Raw genomic sequence first — 20861 nt, forward strand, 5'->3', positions numbered from 1 at the left:
CCCCCTAGTCGCCGGTGGTCAGGCCGGCCGCGAAGTCGCGGACCTCGGTGGGCGGCACCGTCCCCACCACCACGACCGAGCCGCGGCCCCCGGTGGGCTCCTCGACGGTCCGCGCCAGCGCGTAGTCGCCGCCGGCGTCGGTGAAGACCCGCCACTCCTCGCCCGCCACCGTGACCGTGCCCTCGTCCTCGGCGTCCTCGTCGACGTGCTCCTGCACGAGGTCGTCGATGCTGGCGAGGCGCTCGTAGACGCCGACGTAGAGCTGCTCGGGGTCGAGTACACCCAGGCGCCAGCTCGGCGCCGTACCGGTCTGGTACGCCGCACTGGTGGCCTTCCAGCCCTCCGGCAGGGACCTCGGCGCCGGGACGGTCAGCTTGCCGTCTGCCCGGCCGGCCCGCACCTGGGCCTCCCAGTCGACCCCGGCCACCTCGGAGGTCCGGTCGCCGAAGACGAAGGCGCGGAGCGTGACGTAGACGAGCACCAGCACGACGGTGACGACCATGGCGCCGATCAGCCCTCCGGAGCTCCGGCGGTAGCGACCGGGGCTGTTGGAGGTCTGGCTCATGAGCCCCATCCTGCCAACCTCGCCTGAGGCTACGATCACCACCATGTCCGACAGCCAGCTGCCCGACGCCCTGACCGTCGCCCCGACCTACCCCGACCGCAACCTCGCCCTCGAGCTCGTCCGCGTCACCGAGGCCGCCGCGATGGCCGCCGGCCGGTGGGTCGGCAAGGGCGACAAGAACGGCGCCGACGGGGTCGCGGTCAACGCGATGCGGGTGCTGGTCTCGACCGTCAGCATGCGCGGCACCGTCGTGATCGGCGAGGGCGAGAAGGACGACGCCCCGATGCTGTTCAACGGCGAGGAGGTCGGCACCGGCGACGGCCCGGAGGTCGACGTCGCGGTCGACCCGATCGACGGCACCACGCTGACCGCGAAGGGCATGGCCAACGCCGTCTCGGTGCTGGCGGTCTCGCCCCGCGGCTCGATGTACGACCCCTCCGCGGTGTTCTACATGGAAAAGCTGGTCACCGGGGCCGCCGCGGCCGACGTGGTCGACATCCGCTACCCCGTCGCGGAGAACGTCCACCAGGTGGCCAAGGCCAAGGGCACCAAGCCCGGCGACGTGACCGTGGTGCTGCTCGACCGCCCCCGTCACGAGGGCCTCGCCCAGGAGATCCGCGAGACCGGCGCCCGCATCAAGTTCATCACCGACGGCGACGTCGCCGGCGCCATCATGGCCGCCCGCGAGGGCACCGGCATCGACCTGCTGCTCGGGATCGGCGGCACGCCCGAGGGCATCATCGCCGCCTGCGCGATGAAGTGCCTCGACGGCGTCATCCAGGGCCGGCTGTGGCCGACCGACGACGCCGAGCGGGAGCGGGCCGTCGACGCCGGCCACGACCTCGACCGGGTGCTCCTCACCGACGACCTGGTCAGCGGCGACGACTGCTTCTTCGTCGCCACCGGCATCACCGACGGCGAGCTGATGCAGGGGGTCCGCTACGTCGCCGGCGGCGCGACGACGCACTCGCTGGTGATGCGCTCGCGCAGCGGCACGATCCGCTCCATCAAGTCCGAGCACCGGCTCTCCAAGCTCAGTGCCTACGCCGACGTCGACTTCGGCCGGTAGGGCGCGTCGTGATCGTCGTCGCTGGTGAAGCGCTCGTCGACGTCGTGGTGGACCCCGACGGCGACACCTCCGAGACCCCGGGCGGGTCCCCCCTCAACGTGGCGGTCGGGCTGGCCCGGCTCGACGTCGACGCCACCCTGATCACCCAGGTCGGGCACGACGAGCGCGGCGGCGCGGTGGTCGCCCACGTGACCGCGAGCGGCGCCGAGATCGTGGCCGTCCCCACCACCTCGGGCCGTACGTCGGTCGCCACCGCCCGGCTCGACGCCGGCGGTGCCGCGGCCTACGACTTCGACCTGGAGTGGTCGCTGCCCGCCCAGGAGCTGCCGCCCTGCCAGGCGCTGCACGTCGGGTCGCTCGGCACGCTGCTCGAGCCCGGCCGCGACGCGGTCTCCGACCTCGTCGACCAGGCCGTCGCCCGGGACCTGTTCGTGAGCCTGGACGCCAACCTGCGCGAGACCTTCGTCGACGACCGTGCCCGGGTCTGGGAGGCCGTGCGGGAGCTCGGCTCGCGCTGCACCCTGGTCAAGCTCAGCGACGAGGACGCCGACCTGCTCGACCCCGGGTCCGACGTCGACGACGTCGCCCGCGAGCTGCTGACCGGCGCCCGCACGCGGCTGGTGCTGCTCACCCGCGGCGCGGCCGGGGCCACCGCCTTCAGCGCCGAGGGGGAGCACTCCGTCGCCGGCCGGCCGGTCGACGTCGTGGACACCGTCGGGGCGGGCGACGCCTTCATGGCCGCCACCCTGGCCCAGCTCTCCGACCTCGACGCCTACGACCACCACGCCGGGGACCTGCCGACCGACGAGGCGGCGCTGCGCCGTCTCGTGGCGGGTGCGATCGAGGTCGCCGCGATCACCTGTGAGCGACGCGGCGCGAACCCACCTCGTCGATCGGAGCTGCCAGGAGGTTGGCCCGGCTGACCTGCTGGGCCCGCAGCGCGGTCAGCACGTGGTCCATGACCACGGGGTCGACCGCCATGCCGCAGTGGCTGGTGGTCACCTCCACGTGGCGCGCCGCGGGGTCCAGGCAGGCGCGGTAGTCCACGATGCCGTCGCGGCGTGAGTAGACGGCCGTGAACGCCACCGCGGGGTCGAGCAGCATCCGGCTCTCCTCCCAGCTCGCACGGGCGCACTCGCCGCCGAAGCAGTCCGCGCTCATCAGGCCACGCAGCCCGGCCGTGCTGAGCCGCGCCAGCAGCCGGGCGTCCCACGCCAGCAGCCGGTGGACCGCACCGGGGGCGAGCACCGGCGACCCGAGCGCCACGATGCCCTCGACGAGGTCCGGTCGACGGGCGGCCACCCCGCGGGCGAGCATGCCGCCGAGGCTGTGGCCCACGATCGTCACCTTGCGACCGCGCTTGACCGCGATCGCCTCGAGCCGCTGCTCGAGCCGGTCGCCGGCCTCGCGGGTGCAGCCGACGTTGACGTGGATCTGCGAGCGGTAGGTGCGGAACCCCTCCCGGCGCAGGAACGCCGACATCGCCCGCAGCGTCGAGTCGCCGGCCATGAAGCCGGGCACGAGCACGACGGGGTCGTGGGCGCTGACCCGGTGCGGACCGGCGTACGGCAGGACCGAACGTGCCCTCCGGTCCGTGCGGGTACGACGCAGCAGGCGCGCCGCCTCGGTCACGGTGCTCGCCTCACGGGCGAGCGCCCGGACCCCGGAGGGACCGCCGAAACCGTCGGGGACCAGGAACGAACCGAGTGGTGAGCTCATTCTCGGACGGTAGCGTGAGTGATCTGTCACGTGGTCGAAATCGCCCACAATCCGGCATGAGGGAAAAGAGGAACGATGACTGGCAATGCCGACGTCCCGGTCTCGCAGGAGCTGCTCGCGCCGGTCTCCCCCGGGGTCGAGCTGTGCTACCAGACCTTCGGCTCGCCCGACGACGACCCGCTGCTGCTGGTGATGGGCCTGGGCGGCCCGATGAACTGGTGGGACGACGAGCTGTGCGAGCAGCTCGCCCGCGAGGGCTTCCACGTGGTCCGCTACGACAACCGCGACACCGGCCGCTCCAGCCGCATCAAGGGACGCGTCGGCCGCGGCCAGCTGGTGCAGGCCTTCCTCGGTCGGCCGGTGCGGGCGCCGTACACGGTCTCGGACATGGCCGGTGACGCCGTCGGGCTGATGGACCACCTCGGCTGGGACTCCGCGCACGTCGTCGGCGTCTCGATGGGCGGCATGATCGTGCAGACCCTCGCCGTCGAGCACCCCGGCCGGGTGCGCTCGATGACCTCGGTGATGTCGACGTTGGGCCGGCGCACCGTCGGCTGGCAGCACCCCTCGCTGCTGCCGATGCTGCTCTCGCCGCGTGGCAGCGGCAAGGAGGCGTACGCCGACACCTCGGCCAAGATGTGGAACCTCATCGGCTCGCCGCACTTCCCCGTGTCCGAGGAGCGGCTGCGCGAGCGCGCCGCGGAGACCTTCGACCGGGGCGTCTCGACCTCCGGGGTGATGCGGCAGATGCTGGCGATCGTGAGCCAGCCCGACCGGAGCAGGTCGCTGCGGCGGCTCACGATGCCGGTGGCGGTGCTGCACGGCAGCGCCGACAAGATGGTGCACGTCTCGGGCGGGCGGGCCACCGCGCGGGCGGTCCCGGGCGCCGAGCTGCTGGTGGTCGAGGGGATGGGACACGACCTGCCGCCCCAGCTGTTCGACACGTTCGCCGACCTGGTGCGGCGTACGGCGGACCGGGCGCCTGCGACGCAGGGCACCCGGTCCGCCGACGACGTCAGTCGCTGAGCCGGTCCCCGGACTCCGCGTCGAAGACGTGGACGCTCTTGGGGTCGGTGGTGACGTGGATGGTGTCGCCCTTGTGCACCGAGTCGCGCGCCGAGACGCGGACGATGATGTTGCTGGGGGCACCCTCGACACCGCTGGTGCCGTAGACGAACGCGTCGGAGCCGAGCTCCTCGACGACCGTCACCGTCACCGGCAGGCCACCGTCCTCGGGGCCCACGAGGCGCCAGGCCTCGGGCCGGACACCGACGACGACGTCGCCGCTCATCTTGCGCGAGGCGGTCTCGTCGACCGGCACGGCGTAGTCGCCCACGACGGCTCGGCCGTCCTTGGCGGTCGCGCCCATGAGGTTCATCTGCGGTGAGCCGATGAAGCCGGCCACGAACAGGTTGACGGGCCGGTCGTAGAGGTTGAGCGGGGTGTCGACCTGCTGCAGGTAGCCGTCCTTCATGACCGCGACGCGGTCGCCCATGGTCATGGCCTCGACCTGGTCGTGGGTGACGTAGACGGTGGTGACGCCGAGGTCTGTCTGCAGCTTGGCGATGTCGGTGCGGGTCTGCACGCGCATCTTGGCGTCGAGGTTGGACAGCGGCTCGTCCATGCAGAAGACCTGCGGGTTGCGGACGATCGCCCGACCCATCGCCACGCGCTGGCGCTGACCACCGGAGAGGGCCTTGGGCTTGCGCTCGAGGTACTCGGTGAGGTTGAGGATCCGGGCGGCCTCCTCGACGCGCTTGCGCCGCTCCTCGGGCTTCATCTTCGCCATCTTGAGCGCGAAGGCCATGTTGTCGGCCACCGTCATGTGGGGGTACAGCGCGTAGTTCTGGAACACCATCGCGATGTCGCGGTCCTTCGGCGGCAGCTTGGTGACCTCCTTGTCGCCGATGAAGATCTGGCCGCTGTTCACCTCCTCTAGACCAGCCAGCATGCGGAGGGTCGTGGACTTGCCGCAGCCCGAGGGCCCGACGAGGACCATGAACTCGCCGTCCTCGATGTCGAGGTCGATGCCCGGAACGGCTGGTTTGTCAGCACCTGGATACCAGCGCTGAGCCTGCTTGAAGCTGATGGTGGCCATGCTCTTCTCCTTCACCGGCAGGTACGTGCCGGACGATCCGTCGTGAAGTGGTGCCGGTCACGGTAGGACGAGCAAGCGTTTTCGTCCAGATGTGACCCCCGTTACAAGTTCGTGACGCCAAGGCCTTGACGCGGACTGGGCGTAAACGCTTTCATCGGGCGCTAGTCAACCGTTCGGCCCACCCAGGGGCTGTCGACCAGATGGAGACTTTCGATGCGAGCAACCAGGAGATCGCGGGGTCTGGCGGCATTCGCCGGGCTCACCACCGCGGCCGTCGTGCTGTCGGCCTGTGGCGGGGGTGACGGCGACGGCGCGTCCGCCGGCGGCACCTCCCCCGGCGAGGGCAAGGCGGAGTGCGAGGGGCTGACGTCCTTCGGCGACCTGTCCGGCAAGTCGGTCAGCGTCTACACCTCGATCATCGCGCCCGAGGACAAGGCACAGAAGGCCAGCTACAAGCTGTTCGAGGACTGCACCGGCGCCAGCATCAAGTACGAGGGCTCCTCGGAGTTCGAGGCGCAGCTCAACGTCCGCGTCCAGGGCGGCAACGCCCCCGACATCGCCTACATCCCGCAGCCCGGCCTGCTCAAGACCCTGGTGCAGGACACCGGCCAGGTCGTCGAGGCACCCGAGGGCGTCGGCAAGAACGTCGACGAGTTCTGGGGCGAGGACTGGAAGGCCTACGGCTCCGTCGACGACAAGTTCTACGCGGCGCCCCTCGGCGCCAACGTGAAGTCCTTCGTCTGGTACTCGCCGAAGATGTTCGAGGAGAACGGCTGGGAGGTGCCGACCACCTGGGACGAGATGATGACCCTCTCCGAGGACATGGCCGCCCAGGACGTCAAGCCCTGGTGCGCCGGCATCGAGTCCGGCGACGCGACCGGCTGGGTGACCACCGACTGGCTCGAGGACTCGATGCTCCGCGAGGTCGGCCCCGACGTCTACGACCAGTGGGTCAACCACGAGATCCCGTTCGACGACCCGCAGGTCGAGTCCGCCCTGAAGCGGGTCGGCGAGATCCTCAAGAACGACGACATGGTCAACGGCGGCATCGGTGACGTGAAGTCGATCGCCACCACGGCGTTCCAGGAGGCCGGCCTGCCGATCCTCAAGGGCGACTGCGGCCTGCACCGCCAGGCGAGCTTCTACGCCGCCCAGTGGCCGGAGGGCACCGACGTCTCGGAGAACGGTGACGTCTTCGCCTTCTACCTGCCCACCGTGAGCGAGGAGTTCGGCCAGCCCGTGCTCGGTGGCGGCGAGTTCGTCGCCGCGTTCGCGGACCGTCCCGAGGTCCAGGCCTTCCAGACCTACCTCTCCACCGACACGTGGGCCAACGAGAAGGCCAAGGCCACGCCGGGCGGCGGCTGGGTCAGCGCCAACACCGGGCTCGACATCGCCAACCTGAGCAGCCCCATCGACAAGCTGTCGGCGGAGACGTTCCAGGACCCCGAGGCCGTGTTCCGCTTCGACGGCTCGGACCAGATGCCCGGCGCCGTGGGCGCCGACTCCTTCTGGAAGCAGATGACGGCCTGGATCACCGGTCAGGACGACGCCACGACTCTCGAGAACATCGAGAAGTCCTGGCCCTCCTCCTGACCCGCACCACCCCTGGGTGAGGACCGGGCCGCGGCGTACGCGTCGCGGCCCGGTCCCCCCTCCCCTCCCTCCCCCACGACTCCCGGAGCGGCCATGTCCACCCCAGAGAAGCTCCTCAACCTCGTCTTCGCCGTCCTGCTCTTCTTCGGCGTGATGGGCGCGATCCTGCTGCTGACCCAGAGACTGCGCTCGCGCAACGGCGAGCGCGTGCAGATCGCCGCCTTCGTGGGGCCCTCGCTGCTCCTCGTCGCGGTGGGCCTGCTCTACCCGGCCGTCACCACGATCATCCAGTCCTTCAAGAACCGCGCCCTGACCGAGTTCGTCGGGCTCGAGAACTACCGGGCGATCTTCACCGACGACTCGCAGCTGCAGGTGCTGCGCAACACCGCGATCTGGGTCATCCTCACGCCGGTGCTCGCGACCGCGATCGGCCTGGTGTACGCCGTGCTGATCGACAAGGCCCGCTTCGAGCGCTTCGCGAAGACGCTGCTCTTCCTGCCGATGGCGATCTCCCTGGTCGGCGCCTCGATCATCTGGAAGTTCGTCTACGACTACAAGGCCACCGAGCAGGACCAGCTCGGCATCCTCAACGCGATCCTGAAGTCGCTCGGGGTCGACACCTACCGCTTCCTGCTGACCGAGCCGTGGAACACGCTGTTCCTCATCGTCATCTTCATCTGGGTGCAGGCCGGCTTCGCGATGACGCTGCTCTCCGCGTCCATCAAGGCGATCCCCGACGAGATCAACGAGGCCGCACGCCTCGACGGGGCGAGCTCGCTGAAGATGTTCCGCTTCATCACCATCCCGAGCATCCGGCCGGCGCTGATCGTCGTGCTCACCACGATCAGCATCGCCACGCTGAAGGTCTTCGACATCGTGCGCACGAGCACGGGTGGCAACTTCGGCACCAGCGTCCTGGCCAACGAGTTCTACACGCAGAGCTTCCGCGCCTTCCAGCAAGGACTGGGGGCCGCCCTCGGCACGCTCATCTTCGTGCTGGTGCTCCCCATCGTCGTCTACAACATCCGCCAGATGCGCAAGCTGGAGTCCCGATGACCACGACCACGCCCACCATCGCTCCGGCCCAGGTCGAGGAGCCCACGGGCCCGCCCAAGAGCGCGGCCGCCGCGGCCCACAGCACGCTGACCAGCCGCATCGGCTCGGGTGTCGCGCTGGCCATCGCCGTGCTGTGGACGATTCCCACCTTCGGCCTGCTGGTCTCCTCCTTCCGCCCGGAGGGCGAGGTCAAGACCAACGGCTGGTGGAACGCCTTCGCCAACCCCTCGTTCACGCTCGACAACTACAAGGCCGTCATCACCGGCTCCGACGTCGACCTCGCGACCTACTTCGTGAACTCGTTCGTGATCACGATCCCCTCGGTCCTGATCCCGATCAGCCTCGCCACGCTCGCGGCGTACGCCTTCGCCTGGATGGACTTCAAGGGGCGGCACGCCCTGTTCGTCGCCGTCTTCGCGCTCCAGATCGTGCCGATCCAGGTGACGATGATCCCGCTGCTCAAGCTCTACGTGCAGCCGCCGCTGGGCCTCCCCCAGCTGGCCGGCGCCAACGCGGTGGGCGGCGGCTTCTGGACGGTGTGGCTCTCGCACTCGATCTTCGCGCTGCCGCTGGCGATCTACCTCATGCACAACTTCATGCGCGAGGTCCCGCGCGAGCTGATCGAGTCGGCCCGGGTCGACGGCGCCGGCCACGTGCAGATCTTCACGCGCATCATGCTGCCGCTGCTGACCCCCGCCATCGCGGCGTTCGGCATCTTCCAGTTCCTGTGGGTCTGGAACGACCTGCTGGTGGCGCTGGTCTTCGCCGGAGGCAACCTCGACGTCTCCCCGCTGACGGTGCGGCTCGCCGCGCTGGCGGGCCAGCGCGGCGAGGACTGGCACCTGCTCAGCGCCGGCGCGTTCGTCTCGCTCATCGTCCCGCTCATCGTCTTCCTGGCCGGGCAGCGCTACTTCGTCCGGGGTCTGCTGGCCGGAAGTGTCAAGGGCTGACGGCCCGAGCCGCCTCCCGGAGGCCGGCCGCCTCGGCGGCCAGCCACCGGTAGGACGCCTTGGGCGTCCGGGTCTGGTCGTCCGGGTCGACGTGGACCAGCCCGAAGGTCTTGGTGTAGCCCTCGGCCCACTCGAAGTTGTCGAGCAGCGTCCACACGAAGTAGCCGCGCACGTCGGCCCCCTCGCGACGCGCCTGCACGACGGCGGCGGTGTGGTCCCGCAGGTAGTCGATCCGGTCCTCGTCCACCACCACCCCGTCCTCGACGCGGTCGTCGGCCATCGCCGCGCCGTTCTCGGTCACCACGAGCGGCACGCCGGTGCCGCGGTGGGTGTCGGTGAGGACCTCGGTCAGTCCGGTCGCGTCGATCTCCCAGCCGATGTCGGTGACCGGCTCGCGCACCACGAGGTCGAACGGCGCGACGCCCGGGTAGGCCCCGCCCTCGGGGTGGGGGACGCCGTCGGGTCCGGGCACGTCGGGTCGGACCGGGGTGTAGTAGTTGACCCCGATCCAGTCCACCGAGCCCCGCACCTTCGCGAGGTCGCCGTCGCGGACGAGCTCGGGGTCGGCGAGCTCGGGTGCGACGCGCAGCAGCGCCTCGCCGTACTCCCCGTCGACCAGGGGGTCGAGCCAGACCGCGTTGCGGATGGCGTCGATGCCCGCGGCGAGCTCGCGCGCCTCGTCCCGCTCCGGACGGATCGGCGCCAGGTTGAGCACGACCCCCACGTCGCCGGAGGTGTGGGTGCGCAGCCGTTCCACGGCCAGCCCGTGGGCGAGGTTGAGGTGGTGGGCCGCACGGTGGCCGGCGGCACCCTCGCGACGACCCGGCGCGTGCACGCCGGCGGCGTACCCCAGGTAGGCGGCACACCAGGGCTCGTTGTGGGTGGCCCACAGACCCACGCGGTCACCGAGCCGCTCGCCGACCACGTCGGCGTACTCCGCGAAGGCCTCGGGCGTGCTGCGCACCAGCCACCCGCCCTCGTCCTCCAGGGCCTGCGGCAGGTCCCAGTGGAACAGCGTCGCGCTGGGTGCCAGGCCGCGCTCGAGCATCGCGTCGACGAGGCGGTCGTAGTAGTCCAGGCCCCGTCCCTCGACGCGGCCGCGTCCCTCGGGCAGGACCCGCGGCCAGGCGATCGAGAAGCGGTAGAACTCCACGCCGAGCCCTCGCACGAGGTCGAGGTCCTCCTCGGAGCGGTGGTAGGAGTCGCAGGCCGTCGACCCGTCGGAGCCGTCCCGCACCGCGCCGGGGCGAGCGGTGAAGGTGTCCCAGATCGACGCCCCCCGGCCGTCCTCGGTCGTGGCGCCCTCGATCTGGTAGGCAGCGGTGGCGGCTCCGAGGGCGAACCCTCCGGCGGCAGGCAGTCCGGTCGTCATGCCCACGAACCTAGTGGGCGCGAGAGCAGCAGGGGCTCGCGATGACCGGGATCAAGGACGTCGCGACCGAGGTCGGACTCTCCACCGCCACGGTCTCGCGTGCCCTCCGCGGTCAGCCCGGCGTGTCGCTGGCCAACCGGCGCCTGGTCGAGGAGGCCGCCACCCGGCTGGGGTACGTCGCCTCACGCACCGCCGCGGGCCTGGCCACCGGGCGCACCCGCACCGTGGCCGTCGTCGTGCCCTACGTGACCCGGTGGTTCTTCGCCGCCGTCATCCACGGCGCCGAGCAGGTCCTGAGCGAGCGCGGCTACGACCTGATGCTGTTCAACCTGGCCGGATCCGCCGAGGCGCGGCACCGGGTGCTCGAGACCCACCAGCTCAGCAAGCGGGCCGACGCCCTGATGATCCTCGGCCTCCAGCCCAACGAGCAGGAGCAGCAGTGGCTGACCGGGCACGACGCCTGCGTCGTCCTCGTCGGCGCCCACGTGCCGCTGTGGCCCAGCGTGCGCATCGACGACCACGAGGTGTCCCGCACCGCGCTGCACCACCTCACCGAGCTCGGGCACCGGCGCATCGCCTACGTCGGCGGGTCGCCGGAGGAGGCGCTCGACTTCGCGACCCCGAGGGCCCGCCACCGCGGCTACCTCGACACGGTCGCCGACCTCGGCCTCGACCGCGACCCCTGCCTCGACGTCGTCGGCGGGTTCACCGTCACCGGGGGCCTGGCCGCGGGGCACCAGCTGCTCGCGCTGGCCGACCGTCCGACCGCGGTCTACTGCGCCTCGGACGAGATGGCGATCGGGGTCCTGCGGGCGGCGCGCGACCGAGGCGTGCGCGTGCCCGACGAGCTGTCGGTGATCGGGGTCGACGACCACGAGATGGCCGAGCACCTCGACCTCACGACCGTGCGTCAGCCCGTCGTCGAGCAGGGCCGCACGGCGGCCCAGCAGCTCCTCGGGCTGCTCGACGGCAGCCCCTCCCCACCGGCCCACGTCGTGCTCGACGCCGAGCTCGTGGTGCGGGGCAGCACCGGTCCGGCGCCTGCCTGACCCCCCGCGGGTGCGGGCGGTCCCTCAGGCGTCGAGGTCGCGGTCGACCTTCGGGTCGCGGGCCTCGCCGTCGCGGGTGTAGTCCTCGTTGCGGTGGTCCTCGGCGCGGGCGCCGGTGCGGGCGTTGGGCCCCTGCCGGCCCTCCTGGACACCGTCGTCGTCGGGCTTGCCCGCCACCGACTGGTCGGGCTGGATGTCGCTGCCGTCACCGAGGTTGTCCACCTCGGAGACCTGACCGCCGGACTCCTGCTCGCTCACGTGCTCTCCTCGTTCGTCGTGTGGTCCCGACGGTACCCACCCGCCCCTCGCCGCCCCGGGGCGTCGTACGTCCTCGTCGCCCCCCACGACCATGCCGCAGGACGCCTCCAGGGACGTCATACGAGGTGGTCGCCCCGACGACCCCGGCGTATGACGCATCGCTGCGTCATACGGGGTGGTCGCCCACGCAGAGCGTCATGCGACCTCGTCGCCCCCACGACCCCGTCGTACGACGCACGGGCGGACGTCATGCGGAGCGCCTGCCCCGACGACCACCTCGTATGACGCACCGGTGGGACGGACGGCTCAGGAGGCGACTGCGCCCCCGTCGCTCCAGCCCGCGCGACGCAGCGCCTCCTCCACCTGGTCGAGGAACAGCTCGGGCACCAGACGGAGGCCGAGCACCGGGAGGCGCAGCACCACGTCGCCGTCCATCGCGACGGCGTTGTGCCTCACGGCGTCGGCCACGACGTTCTCCACCCAGCCGTGCTGCACCCCGTCGATCTCGAGCACCAGCCCCCACCGGACCCAGCGGAAGTCGAGGTAGTAGCTCCCCGAGGACGTACGCCGCAGCACCTGCTGGTCGGGCTCGGGCAGCCCCCGCCCCCGCAACGCGCGGAGCACGTCGAGCTCGCCGAGCGACCCGGCACCGCCGGCCAGCTCGAGCACCAGCCCGCCGAGCAGGGCCCGGCGCCGAGCACGCCGGATCCGCAGCAGCTCGGCCGCCAGCTCCTCGGGCGTGACCAGCCGCTGCTGCACGGCCATCGTCACCACCAGCGTGGCCTGTCGCTCGGTGCGCGCCCACAGACCGGCGCGCACGGCCGCCACGGCGGTCCGGGTGCGCGGCGGGGACGAGCCCGGCTCGACGTCGCCCGCGTCCCAGCGCCGTGTCTGCCGGATGTCGACCGAGGTGCCGCGGTGCCGGACGCGGGCGCCGCGTGGCACCGAGACGCGGATGCGCCCCGGGTCGTAGCGGGACAACCCGGCCGCGACCAGCGACGAGTCGCCGTCGAGCACGGCGCGCGGGCCGCCCTCCAGGACTGCCGACCACAGCCGCGCCAGGTCGGTCAACGGCCCGGTGTGGACGGCGACGCAGTGGCGCCCGACGGACTGCCACCGCTCGGCCCGCAGCTGCGCGCGCACCTCACCCCGGCTGAACCCGGCGGCGTACAGCTGGGTTCGGCAGAGCACCCCGCCCTGCCGGTCGGCCAGCTCGAGCGCCAGTCGACGCCGTCGGCGGCGTACCTCCGAGATCTCCACCGCCGCACCGTGCCGCAGCCGGCCCTGCCGCGAAAGCCCCCGGCCGCGACCTGTGGACGACCACGGAGGTGCGGATGGCTCCGCCGCAGGACGTCATACAGTGCGGCGGTCCGGACGACCAGCTCGTATGACGCACCACAGCACCCACCAGGAGCCCCCCATGACCGAGTACACCGAGGTGGCGCGGGCGGAGTCCGAGCGGGGCGAGGTCGTCCTGCGCAGGCGTAGGTCGGAGCACGCGGCCGACGTGCTGGAGCTGCGCGTCAACGGGGTGTTCGTGATGGACACCCAGGAGACCTCGACCGAGGAGGCGCTCGCGGCGAACGCGCTGGCGCTGGTCGAGGACCCCCGCGACGTGGTCGTCGGTGGGCTGGGGCTCGGCTTCACGGTCCAGCGCCTGCTGGCCGACCCCCGGGTCGAGCGGGTGGCCGTCGTCGAGGTCGAGGAGGCGCTGGTCGGGTGGATGCGCGACGGCACCGTGCCGCACGGCCCGGCCGTGCTGGCCGACCGGCGGGTGCAGCTGGTGACGGCCGACCTGGTGACGGCGGTCGCCGAGGCGACCCGGACCTACGACCTGGTGCTGCTCGACGTCGACAACGGGCCGGGCTACCTCGTGCACGACGCCAACGCCGAGGTGTACGACGCCCCGTTCCTCACCGAGGTGCACGCGCTGCTCGACCCCGGCGGCGTGCTGGTGGTGTGGTCCGCCGACCGGTCGCCCGCGCTGCAGGCGACGCTGCGGACGGTGTTCGGCGACTGCACCGAGCAGGCGCTGGACGTCGACCTGCAGGGCCGCGAGGAGTCCTACTACCTCTACGCCGCCCGTCGCGCCTGACCCGCACGCGATAGCGTCCGTGCCATGAACGGCGAGACGACGACCGGCAACGCGAGCGGCACCCCCACCCGCACCGAGCACGACAGCATGGGCGACATCGAGGTCCCCCGCGACGCCCTGTGGCGGGCGCAGACCCAGCGGGCGGTCGAGAACTTCCCAATCAGCGGCAGCACCCTGGAGGACTCCCACCTCGTCGCCATCGCGCGGGTGAAGAAGTCGGCCGCCCGGGTCAACGCCGAGCTGGGCATCATCTCGGGCGAGCAGGCCGAGGCGATCACCACCGCCGCCGACGCCGTCATCGCCGGACAGCACTTCGGCGAGTTCCCGATCGACGTCTTCCAGACCGGCTCGGGCACCAGCTCCAACATGAACATGAACGAGGTGCTCGCCTCGATCGCCGGCCGCGCGGGCGTCGAGGTCCACCCCAACGACCACGTCAACGCCAGCCAGTCCAGCAACGACACCTTCCCGACCTCGATCCATGTCGCCGCCGTCGAGTCGGCCGCCCACCACCTCGTGCCCGCGCTCGACCGGCTGGCGAGCTCGCTGGAGGCCAAGGCCACCGAGTTCGCCGAGGTCGTGAAGTCGGGTCGCACCCACCTGATGGACGCCACCCCGGTGATGCTCGGTCAGGAGTTCGGCGGGTACGCCGCGATCGTGCGCTACGGCATCGAGCGCGTCGAGTCCTCGCTGACCCGCGTGGCCGAGCTGCCGCTGGGCGGCACCGCGGTCGGCACCGGCATCAACACCCCGCCCGGCTTCGCCGAGAAGGTCATCGCCGACATCGCCGCCGAGACCGGGCTGCCGTTCACCGAGGCCCGCAACCACTTCGAGGCGCAGGGCTCGCAGGACGCCCTGGTCGAGCTCTCGGGCCAGCTGCGGACCATCGCCGTCGGCCTGACCAAGATCTGCAACGACCTGCGCTGGATGAGCTCGGGCCCCACCACCGGCCTCGCCGAGATCCGGCTGCCCGACCTGCAGCCGGGGTCGAGCATCATGCCGGGCAAGGTCAACCCGGTGCTGCCCGAGGCGACCCTGATGGTGTGCGCCCAGGTCATCGGCAACGACGCCACCGTGGCCCACGCCGGCGCCAGCGGCTCGTTCGAGCTCAACGTGATGCTGCCCGTGATGGCCCGCAACCTGCTCGAGTCGCTGCGGCTGCTCGGCAACGTCGCCCCGGTGCTCGCCGAGCGCTGCGTCGACGGCATCGAGGCCGACGTCGAGCGCTGCCGGGCGTACGCCGAGTCCTCCCCGTCGGTGGTCACCCCGCTCAACAAGCACATCGGCTACGAGGCGGCCTCCAAGGTCGCCAAGGCGGCGCTCAAGGAGGGTCGCACCATCCGCGAGCAGGTGCTCGAGATGGGCTACGTCGAGCGCGGCGAGCTCACGCAGGCCGAGCTCGACGACGCCCTCGACGTCGCGGCCATGACCAGCCCGCGGGTCTGATCCCGGGCCCCCGGCAGGGCGGCGGGCTCAGTACCAGCCGTTGCCCTGCTTGAAGGACTCCGCGCTGCAGGCCGTGCCGTAGCGGTCGCGGATGTAGCCCAGGCCCCAGCGGATCTGCGTCTCGGGGTTGGTCGCCCAGTCGGGTCCGGCCGAGGCCATCTTGGAGCCGGGCAGCGCCTGCGGGATGCCGTACGCCGAGGACGTCGGGTTGTCCGCCGTGGTGCTCCACTCCGACTCCCCGGACCACAGGCTGTCCAGGCAGCCGAACTCCGAGGCGCTGATGCCGTACTCCGGCATCAGCCTGCGGGCGAGCACCTTGGGGTCGGCCTTCGCGAGGTCCCGGGTGCCGGTGCTGGCACGGCCCGCGGCGCTCGCGAGGTCGCGGGTCTTGGACCGGTCGGCGACCGGGCGACGCTCGTCGTCGGAGCGCGAGACGTCGCGCTCGCGCTCGGCGAGCTCGTCCGCGCTGAGGTCACCGGCCGTGGCGGCCGGGCGCGCGAGCGCGGCGGCGGCCCCGTCACCGGGGGCGGAGCCGCTCAGCACGCCGGCGGCGACGACCAGGCCGGTCGCGCCGAGCGCGACCGAGGACAGCAACGTCGTACGCCGCAGCGCGCGACGGCGGTGGCCGTCGTGCACGGGCAGGCTGCGGTGCTTGGCGTGGTGGTGGTGCGACACAGGTGGGGCCCATCGGTTGGCGACAACGTCAACCGCGCTCCGCCATCGGGGACGAACCCACCCGAGAAGGGGGTGGAGCGCAGGGGGAAGACACCTTCACCGAAGCACGCCCGGACGGGTGGTTGCAAGTCGAACGACCCGCCCGGGCGTGTGGTCCTCGCTACATCGTGACGTGCTCCAGCATCTCGGTCACGAGGGCCGCGATGGGCGAGCGCTCGGACCGGGTGAGGGTGGTGTGGGCGAACAGCGGGTGCCCCTTGAGCCGGTCGACGACCGCCACGACGCCGTCGTGACGGCCCACCCGGAGGTTGTCGCGCTGCGCCACGTCGTGGGTCAGCACCACCTTGGAGTTGGCGCCCATCCGCGAGAGCACGGTCAGCAGCACGTTGCGCTCCAGCGACTGCGCCTCGTCGACGATGACGAAGGCGTCGTGGAGCGAGCGGCCCCGGATGTGGGTCAGCGGGAGCACCTCGAGCATCCCCCGGTCGAGCACCTCGTCGACGACGTCGGGGGTGGTGATCGCGCCGAGGGTGTCGAAGACCGCCTGGCCCCAGGGCGACATCTTCTCCGACTCGTTGCCGGGCAGGTAGCCGAGCTCCTGGCCGCCCACCGCGAACAGCGGGCGGAAGACGACCACCTTCTTGTGCTGGCGCCGCTCGAGCACCGTCTCCAGGCCGGCGCACAGCGCGAGCGCCGACTTGCCGGTGCCGGCGCGACCGCCGAGGGAGACGATGCCGACCTCGGGGTCGAGCAGCAGGTCGAGCGCGATCCGCTGCTCCGCCGAACGGCCGTGGATGCCGAACGCCTCGCGGTCGCCGCGCACCAGGTGCACCTGCTTGTCGGCCTTGACCCGCCCCAGCGCGCTGCCGCGCTCGGAGACCAGCACCAGCCCGGTGTGGCAGGGCAGGTCGCGGGCCTCGTCGAGGTCGATCACCTGGTCGTCGTACAGCTCGTCGAGGTCGGCGCCGGACACCTCCAGCTCGGCCATCCCGGTCCAGCCGGCGTCGGACTCGTGGATCTGCTCGCCGCGGTACTCCTCCGCGTCGAGGCCCACCGCCGAGGCCTTGATCCGCATCGGCAGGTCCTTGCTGACCAGGGTCACGACGTGGCCCTCGTCGGCCAGGTTGCGGGCCACGGCCAGGATCCGGGTGTCGTTGTCGCCCAGCCGGAAGCCCGAGGGCAGCGACGTGGCATCGGTGTGGTTGAGCTCGACGCGGAGGCTGCCGCCGTCCTCCCCCACCGCGACGGGCTGGTCGAGCCGGCCGTTCGCGACGCGGAGCTCGTCGAGCCCCCGCAGCGCCGAGCGGGCGAAGTAGCCGAGCTCGGGGTGGTGCCGCTTGGCCTCGAGCTCGGTGATCACCACCACCGGGAGCACGACCTCGTGCTCGGCGAACCGGGAGATGGCCTTCGGGTCGGCGAGGAGCACCGACGTGTCGAGGACGTAGGTGCGACGGGAGTCGACCGGCCCGCCCTCGGGAGCCTGCTGCTGGACAGAGGTGCGCTGTGCTGGTGCCACGGTTTCCCCTAGGTGACCGACGCGCGCACTCAGCGCCCCGGTCCGTTAGTAGAGCTGCTCGGACCGGGTGGGGCGCCGGGGACCGGAGTGCCGGTTCCCGGTGCTGCTGTCGTCGTGGATCATCACGAAGATGGTCGCCCTCCTGGCATCGGACTGCTTCCCCACAGCCGATTGACCTGAAGGTAGGCCGGGCCGACGAGCGGTCGTGGACGACACGCCCGTACGCGGCGTGAACGTCGTGTGACGCCGCTCAGGAGCCGAAGCGGCGCTCGCGGGCGGCGTACGCCCGGACGGCACGGAGGAAGTCGACCTTGCGGAAGTCGGGCCAGTAGGCCTCGCAGAAGTAGAACTCGCTCTGCGCGCTCTGCCACAGCAGGAACCCGCCCAGGCGCTGCTCGCCGCTGGTGCGGATCACGAGGTCGGGGTCGGGCTGGCCCTTGGTGTAGAGGTGCTCGGCGATGTGCTCGACGTCGATCACCTCGGCGAGCTCCTCCAGCGTGGTGCCACGGCCGGCGTGCTCGTGGAGCAGCGAGCGCACGGCGTCGGCGATCTCGCGGCGCCCGCCGTAGCCCACGGCGACGTTGACCCAGATGCCGTCGACCTCGCGGGTGGACTCGGCGGCGGCCTTGAGCCGCTCGGCGACCGGGGAGGGCAGCAGGTCGAGCGCGCCCACGGGGTTGATCCGCCAGCGACCCTGCGCGGCGAGCGACTCCACGACGTCGCCGATGATGCCGAGGAGGTCCGTGAGCTCCTCGTCGGGGCGGTTGAGGTTGTCGGTGGACAGCAGCCACAGCGTGACCACCTCGACGCCGATCTCCTCGCACCACCCGAGCAGCGGCTCGATGTTGGCGGCACCGGCGCGGTGCCCGTGGGCGGTGTCGGCACCCACCGACCGGGCCCAGCGACGGTTGCCGTCGAGCATCACCCCGACGTGGTGCGGGATGCGCTCGGGCGGGAGGCGGCGCACGACCCGTGCCTCGTAGGCCGGGTACAGCACCCGCCGCAGACCCTGCTTCCACGCCGCCACGGCTGCGACTGTACTCGTCGCGAGGCCGTGTGAGGTCGACCTCAGCGCCCGCCGAAGGCGTGCCTCGGGGCGCTCCGGCTCCGTACGCTTCGGGCATGGCCCCTGACCGACCGCTGCCCGACCGAGCCCGCGACCGCGTGAGCGAGCGCGGCCACGAGGCCGCCGAGCAGGTCCGCGACAAGGTCCGCGACGTCGCCGAGGACGTCAAGCCCAAGCTGCGCGGCTGGCTGCACGCCGGCACCGCTCCCCTGGCGCTCGCGGCCGGCATCGTGCTGCTGGTGCTCTCGCCGACCGTCACCACCCGCGTCGGCTCGGCGATCTTCGCCGGCACCGCGCTGCTGCTGTTCGCGGTCTCCGCGATCTACCACCGCGGCACCTGGTCACCCCGCGCGATGGCCTTCCTGCGGCGCTTCGACCACTCCAACATCTTCCTGCTGATCGCGGGCTCCTACACGCCCTTCACGCTGATCCTCCTGGAGGACCCCGAGCGCACCGCGCTGCTCGCCATCGTGTGGACCGGCGCGGTCCTGGGCGTGCTGTTCCGGATCTTCTGGAGCCACGCGCCGCGCTGGATCTACACCCCGATCTACGTCGCGCTGGGCTGGGTGGCGATCTTCTACGCCGGCGACCTCGGCTCCGGCGGTCCCGCCGTCACCACCCTGCTCGTCGTCGGCGGCGGGCTCTACACGGTGGGGGGCCTGGTCTACGGCCTGAAGAAGCCCGACCCCTTCCCCACCTGGTTCGGCTTCCACGAGGTCTTCCACACCCTCACGATCGCGGCCTTCGTCTGCCACTACGTGGCGGCCAGCATCGCGACGTACTCCCTGCGCTGAGGGCGTCGCCCCGCTCCCGCTGGTCGGTGCGCGGCACGCCGTCACCGTCGGGAGCGGCCGCACACCACGCGCACCGAGAACCTCCCGGCAGCACGACGCCCCGCCTCCGGCGAACCGGGGACGGGGCGGCGCTGCGAGGTGGAGGTCAGCCCTTGAAGGCGTCCTTCACGTTCTCGCCGGCCTGCTTGGTAGAGGCCTTCGTCTGGTCGGCCTTGCCCTCGGCCTTGAGCTGGTCGTCGTTCTTGGCGTCGCCCAGCGCCTCCTTGGCCTTGCCCTTGAGGTCTTCAGCGGTGTTCTTGGCCTTGTCGGCGAGTCCCATGATGGTTCCTCTCGTGTCGGGTGTTGGTTGGTGCGTTCCCCAAACGTCCGGGATCGAACGTGTGGTCAGTGGGCGCGGACGAGTCCGCGGCTGCGAGCGGCGACCCGGAGCTCGACGCTGCAGCGCACGTCGTCCCGGTCGAGCACCTCGCGCAGCTGGGCCGACACGAGGTCGGCCTGCCGCGCGACGACGCCGAGGTCGGCGTCGGGCTCGATGGTCGCGGTGAGGCGGGCGACCAGCTGGCCGCGGTCGCGCACGACCGTGCCGCGGGCGCTGCGCACACCGATGGTGTCGGCCAGCGCGTCGGCAGCGGCACCGGCGACCTGGCCCGCGTTGACGTCCAGGCGGCCGCCGGAGCCTGAGCCGGAGAGGTGCAGCCGGGACACCGTGGGCCGACCCAGGTGGGCCAGGATCCAGCGCAGGCCGAGCAGCGCCAGCACGATGCCGACGAGCGCGGCGACCCACGGGAACCAGGCGGCCTCCACGGCGTCGCGGACGACCGCGAGGTCGAGCCGGTCGCCGAACGGGCTGCGCCCGCTCCACCAGTACGCCGCGGCGGCTCCGCCCGCGAGCAGCAGCAGCGAGAGCAGCAGCGTGGCGACGCGGTCGACGAACAGGGTGCGTCGGGAGGTCATGACACTCCTTCGTTGCGGACGGAGACCGAGAGCCGGGGGCCGTGCTGCAGCGCGTGCAGCGTCGGCTGGAGCCGGGACTCGATGTCGGATCGGATGGTGGCGTCGCGGTCCTTGGCGGCCACGCTGGTGGCGACCACGCGGAGCTTGCGACGCGAGGCCTTGACGCTCACGTCGGTCACGCCGTCGGTGCCCTCCACCGCCGCCTCGGCGACACGGGAGAGGTCGCCGGTGCGCAGCCGCACGCCGGTCGTGGCGTCGAGCTCGATGGCCTTGCGGGGGCGACGCTTGAAGGCGATCGGCAGGACCAGCAGGCCGAGCACGATCGCGACGATCGCCACGACGAGGACCACCGGGGTGTCGGAGCGAGTGCCGTCGACGGCGTCGACGGCACTCGTGGTCCACGGGGCCTGGCTGATCGCGCCGGTGCTGCTCAGCAGCGCCTGGACGCCGACGGCGCCGAGGGCGATCAGGCCGAGCGCCACGAGCTGGGCGACGAGCGGCGAGGCGCCCACCCCGACGGGCGGCTTGGCCGCGCGCAGGGCGTCGTCCGCCGGTGGGCGGGTCTCGCTCGCGGACTGGGTCATGA

22 protein-coding genes are annotated in these 20861 nt (G+C 71.9%); 10 read left to right on the forward strand and 12 right to left on the reverse strand.

Annotation, left to right across the window (positions count from 1 at the left end; all coding sequences use genetic code 11):
- Nucleotides 1-4: 4 nt before the first annotated feature.
- Nucleotides 5-565, reverse strand: coding sequence for a DUF4245 family protein (locus tag EDD33_RS15735; protein ID WP_170169845.1), 561 nt, complete (start codon nucleotides 563-565; stop codon nucleotides 5-7).
- 43 nt (nucleotides 566-608) lie between these two features.
- On the opposite strand from EDD33_RS15735, the gene glpX reads away from it, so the two are divergent.
- Together glpX and EDD33_RS15745 are read left to right on the forward strand one after the other, a co-directional pair.
- Nucleotides 609-1634, forward strand: a complete 1026-nt coding sequence (glpX, locus tag EDD33_RS15740; protein ID WP_123391935.1) for a class II fructose-bisphosphatase — start codon at nucleotides 609-611, stop codon at nucleotides 1632-1634.
- 8 nt (nucleotides 1635-1642) lie between these two features.
- On the forward strand, nucleotides 1643-2557 hold the full coding sequence (locus tag EDD33_RS15745) for a carbohydrate kinase family protein (protein ID WP_123391936.1): 915 nt from the start codon (nucleotides 1643-1645) through the stop codon (nucleotides 2555-2557).
- Here EDD33_RS15745 and EDD33_RS15750 read toward each other — a convergent pair.
- Nucleotides 2490-3353 (reverse strand): alpha/beta fold hydrolase, encoded by an 864-nt coding sequence (locus tag EDD33_RS15750; RefSeq protein WP_123391937.1) that lies wholly within the window; start codon nucleotides 3351-3353, stop codon nucleotides 2490-2492. The genes EDD33_RS15745 and EDD33_RS15750 overlap by 68 nt on opposite strands.
- A gap of 75 nt (nucleotides 3354-3428) precedes the next feature.
- Here EDD33_RS15750 and EDD33_RS15755 point away from each other — a divergent pair, with 75 nt between their 5' ends.
- Complete coding sequence (locus EDD33_RS15755; RefSeq protein WP_123391938.1) at nucleotides 3429-4379, forward strand: alpha/beta fold hydrolase; 951 nt, start codon at nucleotides 3429-3431, stop codon at nucleotides 4377-4379.
- Here the strand turns inward: EDD33_RS15755 and EDD33_RS15760 are convergent.
- The gene (locus tag EDD33_RS15760; protein ID WP_123391939.1) at nucleotides 4369-5451 is read right to left on the reverse strand and encodes an ABC transporter ATP-binding protein; all 1083 of its coding nucleotides are present in this window, start codon (nucleotides 5449-5451) and stop codon (nucleotides 4369-4371) included. The genes EDD33_RS15755 and EDD33_RS15760 overlap by 11 nt on opposite strands.
- 213 nt (nucleotides 5452-5664) lie before the next feature.
- Between EDD33_RS15760 and EDD33_RS15765 the strand changes: the two genes are divergently transcribed.
- The 3 genes from EDD33_RS15765 (at nucleotide 5665) to EDD33_RS15775 (ending at nucleotide 9050) form a co-directional block, all read left to right on the forward strand.
- Nucleotides 5665-7044 (forward strand): ABC transporter substrate-binding protein, encoded by a 1380-nt coding sequence (locus EDD33_RS15765; protein ID WP_123391940.1) that lies wholly within the window; start codon nucleotides 5665-5667, stop codon nucleotides 7042-7044.
- Between the two features lie 93 nt (nucleotides 7045-7137).
- Nucleotides 7138-8100 (forward strand): carbohydrate ABC transporter permease, encoded by a 963-nt coding sequence (locus tag EDD33_RS15770; protein WP_123391942.1) that lies wholly within the window; start codon nucleotides 7138-7140, stop codon nucleotides 8098-8100.
- Nucleotides 8097-9050: a carbohydrate ABC transporter permease gene (locus EDD33_RS15775; RefSeq protein ID WP_123391943.1), complete on the forward strand. Its 954-nt coding sequence runs from the start codon at nucleotides 8097-8099 to the stop codon at nucleotides 9048-9050. Before EDD33_RS15770 ends, EDD33_RS15775 begins: the two co-directional genes overlap by 4 nt.
- On the opposite strand, the gene EDD33_RS15780 is transcribed toward EDD33_RS15775, so the two are convergent.
- A complete protein-coding gene (locus EDD33_RS15780) occupies nucleotides 9040-10422 on the reverse strand; it encodes a GH1 family beta-glucosidase (RefSeq protein ID WP_123391944.1) in 1383 nt (460 codons plus the stop codon). The genes EDD33_RS15775 and EDD33_RS15780 overlap by 11 nt on opposite strands.
- Nucleotides 10423-10463: 41 nt before the next feature.
- On the opposite strand from EDD33_RS15780, the gene EDD33_RS15785 reads away from it, so the two are divergent.
- Nucleotides 10464-11471 (forward strand): LacI family DNA-binding transcriptional regulator, encoded by a 1008-nt coding sequence (locus EDD33_RS15785; protein WP_123391945.1) that lies wholly within the window; start codon nucleotides 10464-10466, stop codon nucleotides 11469-11471.
- 24 nt (nucleotides 11472-11495) lie between these two features.
- On the opposite strand, the gene EDD33_RS15790 is transcribed toward EDD33_RS15785, so the two are convergent.
- Nucleotides 11496-11729, reverse strand: coding sequence for a hypothetical protein (locus tag EDD33_RS15790; RefSeq protein WP_123391946.1), 234 nt, complete (start codon nucleotides 11727-11729; stop codon nucleotides 11496-11498).
- 306 nt (nucleotides 11730-12035) lie between these two features.
- The gene (locus EDD33_RS15795; protein WP_123391948.1) at nucleotides 12036-12989 is read right to left on the reverse strand and encodes a DUF559 domain-containing protein; all 954 of its coding nucleotides are present in this window, start codon (nucleotides 12987-12989) and stop codon (nucleotides 12036-12038) included.
- A gap of 160 nt (nucleotides 12990-13149) precedes the next feature.
- Between EDD33_RS15795 and EDD33_RS15800 the strand changes: the two genes are divergently transcribed.
- Nucleotides 13150-13824: a spermine/spermidine synthase domain-containing protein gene (locus EDD33_RS15800; RefSeq protein ID WP_123393540.1), complete on the forward strand. Its 675-nt coding sequence runs from the start codon at nucleotides 13150-13152 to the stop codon at nucleotides 13822-13824.
- Between the two features lie 24 nt (nucleotides 13825-13848).
- Complete coding sequence (locus EDD33_RS15805; protein ID WP_123391949.1) at nucleotides 13849-15270, forward strand: class II fumarate hydratase; 1422 nt, start codon at nucleotides 13849-13851, stop codon at nucleotides 15268-15270.
- A 27-nt stretch (nucleotides 15271-15297) separates the two neighbouring features.
- Here the strand turns inward: EDD33_RS15805 and EDD33_RS15810 are convergent, their stop codons facing one another.
- From EDD33_RS15810 to EDD33_RS15820, 3 genes are all read right to left on the reverse strand, one after another.
- Nucleotides 15298-15945, reverse strand: a complete 648-nt coding sequence (locus EDD33_RS15810; protein ID WP_123391950.1) for an aggregation-promoting factor C-terminal-like domain-containing protein — start codon at nucleotides 15943-15945, stop codon at nucleotides 15298-15300.
- Between the two features lie 160 nt (nucleotides 15946-16105).
- Complete coding sequence (phoH2, locus tag EDD33_RS15815) at nucleotides 16106-17461, reverse strand: RNA 5'-3' helicase PhoH2 (protein WP_123391951.1); 1356 nt, start codon at nucleotides 17459-17461, stop codon at nucleotides 16106-16108.
- A 250-nt stretch (nucleotides 17462-17711) separates the two neighbouring features.
- On the reverse strand, nucleotides 17712-18488 hold the full coding sequence (locus EDD33_RS15820; protein ID WP_123391952.1) for an isoprenyl transferase: 777 nt from the start codon (nucleotides 18486-18488) through the stop codon (nucleotides 17712-17714).
- A gap of 95 nt (nucleotides 18489-18583) precedes the next feature.
- On the opposite strand from EDD33_RS15820, the gene trhA reads away from it, so the two are divergent.
- Entirely contained in the window at nucleotides 18584-19321 is a 738-nt protein-coding gene (gene trhA, locus EDD33_RS15825) for a PAQR family membrane homeostasis protein TrhA (RefSeq protein ID WP_123391954.1), read from the forward strand.
- Nucleotides 19322-19466: 145 nt separating this feature from the next.
- Here trhA and EDD33_RS15830 read toward each other — a convergent pair whose 3' ends face one another.
- The 3 genes from EDD33_RS15830 to EDD33_RS15840 all read right to left on the reverse strand — a co-directional run bounded on the left by EDD33_RS15830 (nucleotide 19467) and on the right by EDD33_RS15840 (nucleotide 20859).
- Entirely contained in the window at nucleotides 19467-19640 is a 174-nt protein-coding gene (locus EDD33_RS15830) for a CsbD family protein (RefSeq protein ID WP_082534045.1), read from the reverse strand.
- 65 nt (nucleotides 19641-19705) lie between these two features.
- The gene (locus EDD33_RS15835) at nucleotides 19706-20275 is read right to left on the reverse strand and encodes a hypothetical protein (RefSeq protein ID WP_123391955.1); all 570 of its coding nucleotides are present in this window, start codon (nucleotides 20273-20275) and stop codon (nucleotides 19706-19708) included.
- Complete coding sequence (locus tag EDD33_RS15840; RefSeq protein ID WP_123391956.1) at nucleotides 20272-20859, reverse strand: DUF6286 domain-containing protein; 588 nt, start codon at nucleotides 20857-20859, stop codon at nucleotides 20272-20274. The genes EDD33_RS15835 and EDD33_RS15840 overlap by 4 nt, the downstream gene beginning before the upstream one ends.
- Nucleotides 20860-20861: the final 2 nt, after the last annotated feature.

It is taken from the genome of Nocardioides aurantiacus (genome assembly GCF_003752505.1).
Taxonomy (GTDB): Bacteria; Actinomycetota; Actinomycetes; order Propionibacteriales; family Nocardioidaceae; genus Marmoricola; species Marmoricola aurantiacus.

Excerpts from the sequence above, each read along its gene's own strand:
- EDD33_RS15735 (WP_170169845.1), bottom strand. The coding sequence starts at position 565 with ATGAGCCAGACCTCCAACAGCCCCGGTCGCTACCGCCGGAGCTCCGGA.
- glpX (WP_123391935.1), top strand. The coding sequence starts at position 609 with ATGTCCGACAGCCAGCTGCCCGACGCCCTGACCGTCGCCCCGACCTAC.
- EDD33_RS15750 (WP_123391937.1), bottom strand. The coding sequence starts at position 3,353 with ATGAGCTCACCACTCGGTTCGTTCCTGGTCCCCGACGGTTTCGGCGGT.
- EDD33_RS15755 (WP_123391938.1), top strand. The coding sequence starts at position 3,429 with ATGACTGGCAATGCCGACGTCCCGGTCTCGCAGGAGCTGCTCGCGCCG.
- EDD33_RS15760 (WP_123391939.1), bottom strand. The coding sequence starts at position 5,451 with ATGGCCACCATCAGCTTCAAGCAGGCTCAGCGCTGGTATCCAGGTGCT.
- EDD33_RS15765 (WP_123391940.1), top strand. The coding sequence starts at position 5,665 with ATGCGAGCAACCAGGAGATCGCGGGGTCTGGCGGCATTCGCCGGGCTC.
- EDD33_RS15770 (WP_123391942.1), top strand. The coding sequence starts at position 7,138 with ATGTCCACCCCAGAGAAGCTCCTCAACCTCGTCTTCGCCGTCCTGCTC.
- EDD33_RS15775 (WP_123391943.1), top strand. The coding sequence starts at position 8,097 with ATGACCACGACCACGCCCACCATCGCTCCGGCCCAGGTCGAGGAGCCC.
- EDD33_RS15780 (WP_123391944.1), bottom strand. The coding sequence starts at position 10,422 with ATGACGACCGGACTGCCTGCCGCCGGAGGGTTCGCCCTCGGAGCCGCC.
- EDD33_RS15785 (WP_123391945.1), top strand. The coding sequence starts at position 10,464 with ATGACCGGGATCAAGGACGTCGCGACCGAGGTCGGACTCTCCACCGCC.
- EDD33_RS15800 (WP_123393540.1), top strand. The coding sequence starts at position 13,150 with ATGACCGAGTACACCGAGGTGGCGCGGGCGGAGTCCGAGCGGGGCGAG.
- EDD33_RS15805 (WP_123391949.1), top strand. The coding sequence starts at position 13,849 with ATGAACGGCGAGACGACGACCGGCAACGCGAGCGGCACCCCCACCCGC.
- trhA (WP_123391954.1), top strand. The coding sequence starts at position 18,584 with ATGGCCCCTGACCGACCGCTGCCCGACCGAGCCCGCGACCGCGTGAGC.
- EDD33_RS15830 (WP_082534045.1), bottom strand. The coding sequence starts at position 19,640 with ATGGGACTCGCCGACAAGGCCAAGAACACCGCTGAAGACCTCAAGGGC.
- EDD33_RS15835 (WP_123391955.1), bottom strand. The coding sequence starts at position 20,275 with ATGACCTCCCGACGCACCCTGTTCGTCGACCGCGTCGCCACGCTGCTG.
- EDD33_RS15840 (WP_123391956.1), bottom strand. The coding sequence starts at position 20,859 with ATGACCCAGTCCGCGAGCGAGACCCGCCCACCGGCGGACGACGCCCTG.